The 6,325-nt window shown below is 64.3% G+C and carries 9 protein-coding genes and 1 pseudogene; 5 read left to right on the top strand and 5 right to left on the bottom strand.

Annotated features, from left to right (window positions below; all coding sequences use genetic code 11):
- Together VLR48_RS09025 and VLR48_RS09020 are read left to right on the top strand one after the other, a co-directional pair.
- Nucleotides 1–390 (top strand): annotated as a pseudogene (locus tag VLR48_RS09025) (hypothetical protein); the annotation flags it as partial.
- A 103-nt stretch (nucleotides 391–493) separates the two neighbouring features.
- Nucleotides 494–1,297, top strand: coding sequence for a PP2C family serine/threonine-protein phosphatase (locus VLR48_RS09020; protein WP_325291461.1), 804 nt, complete (start codon nucleotides 494–496; stop codon nucleotides 1,295–1,297).
- A gap of 251 nt (nucleotides 1,298–1,548) precedes the next feature.
- Here VLR48_RS09020 and VLR48_RS09015 read toward each other — a convergent pair whose 3' ends face one another.
- The 3 genes from VLR48_RS09015 to VLR48_RS09005 form a co-directional block, all read right to left on the bottom strand.
- On the bottom strand, nucleotides 1,549–1,791 hold the full coding sequence (locus VLR48_RS09015) for a hypothetical protein (RefSeq protein ID WP_007195775.1): 243 nt from the start codon (nucleotides 1,789–1,791) through the stop codon (nucleotides 1,549–1,551).
- Nucleotides 1,791–2,291: a putative toxin-antitoxin system toxin component, PIN family gene (locus VLR48_RS09010; protein WP_325291460.1), complete on the bottom strand. Its 501-nt coding sequence runs from the start codon at nucleotides 2,289–2,291 to the stop codon at nucleotides 1,791–1,793. The genes VLR48_RS09015 and VLR48_RS09010 overlap by 1 nt, the downstream gene beginning before the upstream one ends.
- Nucleotides 2,292–2,383: 92 nt before the next feature.
- The gene (locus VLR48_RS09005) at nucleotides 2,384–3,376 is read right to left on the bottom strand and encodes a hypothetical protein (protein WP_325291459.1); all 993 of its coding nucleotides are present in this window, start codon (nucleotides 3,374–3,376) and stop codon (nucleotides 2,384–2,386) included.
- A gap of 128 nt (nucleotides 3,377–3,504) precedes the next feature.
- Between VLR48_RS09005 and VLR48_RS09000 the strand changes: the two genes are divergently transcribed.
- Both VLR48_RS09000 and VLR48_RS08995 read left to right on the top strand, forming a co-directional pair.
- Complete coding sequence (locus VLR48_RS09000) at nucleotides 3,505–3,831, top strand: hypothetical protein (protein ID WP_325291458.1); 327 nt, start codon at nucleotides 3,505–3,507, stop codon at nucleotides 3,829–3,831.
- Between the two features lie 169 nt (nucleotides 3,832–4,000).
- Complete coding sequence (locus VLR48_RS08995; RefSeq protein ID WP_325291457.1) at nucleotides 4,001–4,612, top strand: hypothetical protein; 612 nt, start codon at nucleotides 4,001–4,003, stop codon at nucleotides 4,610–4,612.
- 12 nt (nucleotides 4,613–4,624) lie between these two features.
- Here VLR48_RS08995 and VLR48_RS08990 read toward each other — a convergent pair whose 3' ends face one another.
- Together VLR48_RS08990 and VLR48_RS08985 are read right to left on the bottom strand one after the other, a co-directional pair.
- Nucleotides 4,625–5,164, bottom strand: coding sequence for an RES family NAD+ phosphorylase (locus VLR48_RS08990; RefSeq protein ID WP_325291456.1), 540 nt, complete (start codon nucleotides 5,162–5,164; stop codon nucleotides 4,625–4,627).
- Entirely contained in the window at nucleotides 5,161–5,529 is a 369-nt protein-coding gene (locus VLR48_RS08985) for an antitoxin Xre/MbcA/ParS toxin-binding domain-containing protein (RefSeq protein WP_325291455.1), read from the bottom strand. The genes VLR48_RS08990 and VLR48_RS08985 overlap by 4 nt, the downstream gene beginning before the upstream one ends.
- Before the next feature lie 141 nt (nucleotides 5,530–5,670).
- On the opposite strand from VLR48_RS08985, the gene VLR48_RS08980 reads away from it, so the two are divergent.
- Nucleotides 5,671–6,174, top strand: coding sequence for a hypothetical protein (locus tag VLR48_RS08980; RefSeq protein ID WP_325291454.1), 504 nt, complete (start codon nucleotides 5,671–5,673; stop codon nucleotides 6,172–6,174).
- Nucleotides 6,175–6,325 lie beyond the last annotated feature (151 nt).

The raw sequence follows: 6,325 nt of genomic DNA, 5'->3' as shown, positions 1-6,325 counted from the left end.
GTCTATCAGCACGAACGGTTCCATTACGTTTGCGACTTCTCTCGGCGCTTGGTCGGCGGATCCTTCGACCGTTTGCACGAGGAGGCGCTGGCGGTGGCTTGGGAGTGGCAGTGGCTCAGGTCTCAGGACCGCTGGAACGCGTTCTACGGGATGATGCACCCGACCCTGCGACGTTGTGTCGTTCAAGCGATGTTCGACCAGCGCTCGCCGGGGTATCGGGATTGGCGAAACTATGCCGAGCTGAGCGCTTTCCACGATGCGGTGACGGCCTATCTTTATCCCGCGGCGGCGCAGACCTTCGCCGGTACGTCGTTCAATTTCGCGACCTGGGCGCTGACGCATATTCCGGATGACGGGAATCGGGCCTGGGATGAAAGGATCCTGCCGTGACGATGGGTCTGCGGATTGTTGCTGCCGCGTCATCGCGGTCGATCGCGCGCGTGACCCCGCTTGAAAAGTCGCCTTCTAGTTGCGGCCCAACGGAGATCCGCAGTTGAGTCACGGTATCGAGCTCGCGTTTGCGCAACACCGTGGCCTGCTCGCCCGCGATCAGCAAGATGCGCTCTTGGTCGCGGGTGCTGTGAGTCAATCTCCCGATCTTCGCACGCGCTCGGTTGTCTCCGAGAGCCGGGACGGACTCTGCGCGGTCGCCGACGGCGTCGCGATCAGCCCCTACCCGCAGCGGGCAAGTCGCACCGTGCTCGAGGCCCTGTGCGACATCGGCCCGCAGCATGACGATTTGCTGCAAGACGGCTGGATCGGCCCGCGGCTGATTCGCCGGCACGTCCATCCCGCGTTGTGTCGGGCGCTCGCCGGGGATCGGCGCACCCGCGGTTCGGCGTGCACCTTGGCCCTGCTGCAATGGCGCGCGGGGCGGTTCAGCGTGCTCAACGTCGGGGATTCGCGGGTGTATCGCATCGACCGAGCCGGTCGCTGGCAGCAGTTGTCGCGGGATCACACCTATTTTCAGTCCATGGTCGAGCGCGGGGAGATCGCCGCCGACCAGTACGTGGGTCAGCTGTATCACGATCTGGAGCATATGCTCGGCGCCGACGAGGCCGAGGATGACTTTGCGATCCATTGGCAGCTAGGCGATTGGACGCCGGACGAGACCTTTCTGATCTGCACGGACGGTCTGCACGACACGCTGGGGCAGGAGACGTTGGAAGCGCTGTTTCGCACCGAGCGCCCGCTGAAGGCGCAGGCGGCGGTTTTTCTCGATGCGGTGTTGGCGGCGGGCGCGCCGGACAATGTGTCGCTGATTTTGGGGCGAATGGCGAACACCGGAACCGCTTGACGGTGCGCTGGGCGGCGTTGATGGGTCCGGTCAACGCGCGTCGAGGGTGGTCTTCGGGATTGGCGCGTGGGGATCAACCTTGCTCGCTGTCGGGGCGGTTGAAGAAGACGACTGCAAGTCGTCGATCCCGGGGTGGTGTCGCTTCGTGACGATCGGCGGCGTGGTTTCCGGCCTGTCGGAGGAACAAGGCCCCGGTGACCGAACATGATGGTCTGCTCGTCGAGTCGCCGGACGGGAGTCGTGACCGCCTCTCAATCGTCCATCCTGTCCCCGGCCTCGGGCGGGACATCGGGACTGGCCGCGAGCCAGACATCGAAGGCGGCGAGATCGCCCCTGGCTTGCCGCTCGCGAAAATAGGTCTCGGTCTTGAGCGCGGACACCTTTTCGGCAATCGCGGTGACGAAGAACTGGTTCATCGACACCTGTTCTTCCTCCGCCACCTGACGGGCATAGGCGAACAGTGATTCAGGCAATCTCAGTGCATAGTTGGCCATTAGGAGTGTTCCTCAAGGCGGCGGAGAAAGGCGCCCGGTGTCAGAACCGTCAGCCGGAAGCGTTCCGCCACGCCGAAATCGGCTGTATTCAAAGTGATCAGGGCGTCGGCTCGACCGTTCAAGGCAGTCTCGAGCACCATCTCGTCGGCTGGATCACGGGTTTGCGGACGCCACAGGAAATGTAGGTGCACCGGCTCCATGAGCAGGCACAAGGCATCCAGAAAGGCGTCGGTCATCGCCTCGGTACGCTGGCCGACCGACAAATGCTCGGGCCGTTTGAGCACGGCTTCGTATTCCAGCAGCAGTGGCACTGAGCCGAGGGCTACATAGCGCCGCTCGCGCAAGGCATGCAACAGTGTGAACGAGGCACCCTTGCGACTGCGTGAGGCCGCGACCAGGACATTGGTATCCAACACGACGCGCATAGGTTTCATATCGCTGATGATATGACTACGAGCCAAGGCGTCAACCAAAACCTGCACCGAAGCCAACACCGGCATCGCTGCCGACCTCTAGGTGCTGTCCGGTGGAAGGTCACCGTCGAGCGCCGGTTGCACAGCCGAGGCGCATGTCGTGCCGGCCGCGGTTTCACCTAATCCCCCACCACCGTCAAGCTGAGCACACGCTCGCCGTGGCCTCGCGTCGGGTCCGGAAAGGGAATCAGCAGCAGATCCGCGTTCGGAGGAAGCCGGTCGGTCAGCAGGGTGTTCAGGACATCCCACTCGTCGATCGTGAACTGCAGGTCGGTGTGGAGCCAGCCCAGGGCGCCTTGGCTGCGTGCCGACACCAGGTCGGCGCAGGCGTCGGCGATGGCCGCCGTGCACTCCTCGGGTCGGGTCCAGCGCACCGCCGTGGCCCGAGCGCGCGGTCCCGAGGCGAGGATGGTGCGCACATCGACCGGGTCGTAACAGATCATCGCCGGTTGAAAGAAGGGCAGACCGGGCAGCATTGTCTCGATGAGCGCCGCCGTATCCAGATCGCCGCACGCGCTGCCCAGCTCGATGACCGGGCCGTCTAGGGTGGCGCGCCAATCCGGATCGAGACCCTCGGCCGGCGTGTCGAGGACGACCGCCCCGCGCAGATAGACCTCGGATGCGGCCAGGTGTCGGGTCCAGATCGGGGCATCGCGTCGCGCCCGATCATCCGAGGGGTCGATCAGCAGCAGGGCGCTGGCGCATCTGTCCAGGCGCAGCGCCAGCGCTTCGGCCGCTTGATGACCTTGCGTCGATCCGGTGCGGTACAGAGCGCAATCCGCGGGGATGGCGATCCGCTCGGGAAGGCGATCCAGGATGCGTTCCGCCGCGGGTCCAAGGGCGATCACCAAGGGGTGAAGGTGCGTGTCCCAGTCCTCGAGAAGCTCGCGCGCGGCGAGGCTTGGATCGGTGCCGTCGGGAAGCAACGGGGCGAGATCGGGGGACGGTTGCGCCCGAGCTGCCGCCGCGAGGAGGCTCGGCAGGCGGTCGAAGACCGGGGTCAGCGGTTGGACCGTCGCGACACGACCGACGGCCTCGGCAAGGGTCCATCGGCCGAACGGCCCCAGCGCGCCGGCGGCGCCCAACGCGTGGATGAAGGTTCTGCGTTTCATTGCGGGACGGGCCTCACGAGCACCTGAAGAGTTTGATGCCGGAGATGATCCGGGATTTTACGACAGGTCATGTCGCATATTCAGGGCATCGTCCGACTTTTCGACACGGCAAAAACAGGAGTGCATCCATGTCCTTCATCGCGACCATCATATGTGCGCTCGTCGGTGCGGTTCTGATCCCGCTCGCCGCTTCGGCAGATTCGGCGCTGCCGGTTCAGCCGATCGCCAAGTCGGGCAATTGTCCGAGCGGGTACAGCACCAGCGGCGCCTATTGCAAACCCGGCGCAAAGGCACGTGCGGCGTTGGAGAAACGCGGATCCTGCCCGAGCGGCTATTCAACGAGCGGTGCCTACTGTCTGGCGGGCACGCAGGCGCGACCGGCAGTGCCGAAGATCGGCGCCGCGTGCCCGTCGGGCTGGTCAAGCAGCGGGGATTATTGCCTGCGGAATCGTTGAGCTGAGGATGGGGGGGTCGCAAAGCTGTCGCGAGCCGACACGTCCGAATGAAAACCAACGAACGCCAAATGATGGATGGCAGCTGCCCATGTGACCGCCTCCACCGCCACCTGGATTGGAACGGCGTGCGGTTGATCCTTCGCTCTATCCGAATCGAGTACACTGCAAAATGCCTAAGAATTTCGTCCGCCGTACTTACGACGCCTGGATCCGCGAGCACGCCCGGCGATTCCGGTATCCGCCCTGGATCGTAGAGTCCCGCAAGAACGGCTTTGAGCTGCGTTTCGTAGGGCTGGCGCCACAGTTGAGTTTCCAGATCCGTCAACGGTCGGGAACTGCCGAGCTCATGATTCACGATGAGCGCGGCGTCTACTGGGACATCATCGGCGACTTCGACCTCGGCGAGGTGCGTACACCCGATGGTCTCTATCGTTGCGAGTGGTGCCAGGACGGTGCTTGTTATCCCTCGCGTGCCGCGCTGTGGGAGGCGCATGTCTTCGAGCCGTTGCTGGACTGGGTCAACGAACGAACTGCGGATCAATGGGTGTGTCTCTATGGCACCCCGTATCGGGACATCTGGGGCGCCCGCATTCTCGGCTGCGACGCGATCGCGGAAAGAAATTGTGTCGAGACCTTCCCGCTCGTGACGGGCATTGATGGCGACCGCGGCCAGAATGAACGCCCTGCGGATAAGGGGTCCGGCATAAGTGGTCAGGGTCCTTATCGCTACAATAAGGCCGCCGTGGGAAGGAGCGCTGGATTCAGGATGCCGGGAAAATGAAGTCTTGAAGGTTCAGACCCAGGAGGCATCGTCCTTCGGCAAGCGTCCGAAATCATCGATGACCCGTGCCTGGCAGGGCGGAGCGTCGGACCAGAGCCAGAGAACGAGGTTGCGTTCAGCCGGCGTCGTGCCGGGTGCGAAGCTGGGTACGAGCGCGCCATGGCAGCCGACGGCGATCAATGTCTCGGCGAGCGACCAGCTCGGCGGCGTTCGGTCAGGCGAAACCAGGTCCTCCCAAGCACAGGCAAGTGTGGCGTCCTCGACTCCGCAGGCGGCGAGTACAGCCGGATCGGTGAGGTCGATGATCCGCTCGCAGCGCACGCGATAGCCGACCAGAGTCATCGGCTGCGCCTTGAACGGCAGTCCCTGCTGAGCCTCCATCCACGCGGTCTTGGGGTCGAGCGAGGTATAGAGAGCCGGGGTGCCTCGCGGGTTGAAGCGACCGCCATGGCGTGCGGCTCCGTCGCCGGAGGTCGGCGCGAAGGCCCAGCGGGGATTGTGGGCGCGATAGACCAAACCGACGAAGGGATGCGTCGGCGGCGCATCCGTCACGCGTAGCCGCCTTCCGCGATTCGCGACAGATAATCCTTGACGGCCTGTGCGCGGCCATCCTTGACCAGATCCTCGGCGGTTCTGTCTCCGAACGACGGAAGCGGCTGAGAACGAAACCAAGCGAACGCGCGTCCGGGTGAGCCGGTCCAACTCGTGACCCGATTGATGATCTCCACGGTGTCGCGCAGCCGCGTCTGGGTCTGGCGTGCCTCGCGCCGATCACGCTTGGAGACCGCGTCACGGGATAATCCGGTCGCCTTGGCCAGCTCGGTCTTGGTGATGTGCAGCACTTCGGCCAGGCGATCCGTCGCAATCAGCCCTTGGTCCGTGATGACCTCGGAAAGCAGCTCGGCGGAAGCAGACATGGAGCGCCTCATTTATAGAACCTTTCGATCGTCAAATTATGAGGCGAACTGTCCGAGACACAAGAGCGATAAGGGGCCCGATAAGGGGTCGAGCCCTTATCTGGAGCATACGCTCACCGCCGCCGAGGCCGTCGAGGCTTCTTGATCCATTGGCGGCCGGGCGACTGGACGCAGGAAAGGACCTTTCTGATCTGCTCGGACGGTCTGCACGACACGCTGGGGCAGGAGGCGTTGGAAGCGCTTTTTCGCACCGAGCGCCCGCTGGTCGAATCTCGGCGGCATTGTCCGGCGTTTCGACACGACGACACAGGAGTGCATCCATATCCTTCATCGCGACCCTCAGATACGCGCCTCGGCGCGGCGCTGATCCTGCTCGCCGCGTCGGCAGAATCGACGCTGCCGGTTCAGCCGATCGCCAAGTCGGGCAATTGTCCGAGCGGGTACAGCACCAGCGGCGCCTATTGCAAACCCGGCCCAAAGGCACGTGCGGCGTTGGAGAAACGCGGATCCTGCCCGAGCGGCTATTCAACGAGCGGTGCCTACTGTCTGGCGGGCACGCAGGCGCGACCGGCGGTGCCGAAGATCGGCGCCGGGTGCCCGTCGGGCTGGTCGAGCAGCGGGGATTATTGTCTGCGCAATCGTTGAGCGAGTGCCCGGCCTACTCAAGACCGCGCGCCCCACGCCGCCGTTTTGCGGTTCCGCCCTCCGACCGCCGATGGCAGGGTCGTCACCGAGGAGACCATTGAGCGTCTGCCCGAGCAGAAGAGATCTTATGCGCGCTGGAACCTGGCAATCG

Source organism: Thiocapsa sp., from assembly GCF_035467215.1.
Classification (GTDB): domain Bacteria; phylum Pseudomonadota; class Gammaproteobacteria; order Chromatiales; family Chromatiaceae; genus Thiocapsa.
Note: the sequence above shows the minus strand (reverse complement) of the source record. Positions and strands in the feature narration are given on the sequence as shown.

Excerpts from the sequence above, each read along its gene's own strand:
- VLR48_RS08985 (WP_325291455.1), bottom strand. The coding sequence starts at position 5,529 with ATGTCTGCTTCCGCCGAGCTGCTTTCCGAGGTCATCACGGACCAAGGG.
- VLR48_RS08995 (WP_325291457.1), top strand. The coding sequence starts at position 4,001 with ATGCCTAAGAATTTCGTCCGCCGTACTTACGACGCCTGGATCCGCGAG.
- VLR48_RS09010 (WP_325291460.1), bottom strand. The coding sequence starts at position 2,291 with ATGCCGGTGTTGGCTTCGGTGCAGGTTTTGGTTGACGCCTTGGCTCGT.
- VLR48_RS09015 (WP_007195775.1), bottom strand. The coding sequence starts at position 1,791 with ATGGCCAACTATGCACTGAGATTGCCTGAATCACTGTTCGCCTATGCC.
- VLR48_RS09005 (WP_325291459.1), bottom strand. The coding sequence starts at position 3,376 with ATGAAACGCAGAACCTTCATCCACGCGTTGGGCGCCGCCGGCGCGCTG.
- VLR48_RS09000 (WP_325291458.1), top strand. The coding sequence starts at position 3,505 with ATGTCCTTCATCGCGACCATCATATGTGCGCTCGTCGGTGCGGTTCTG.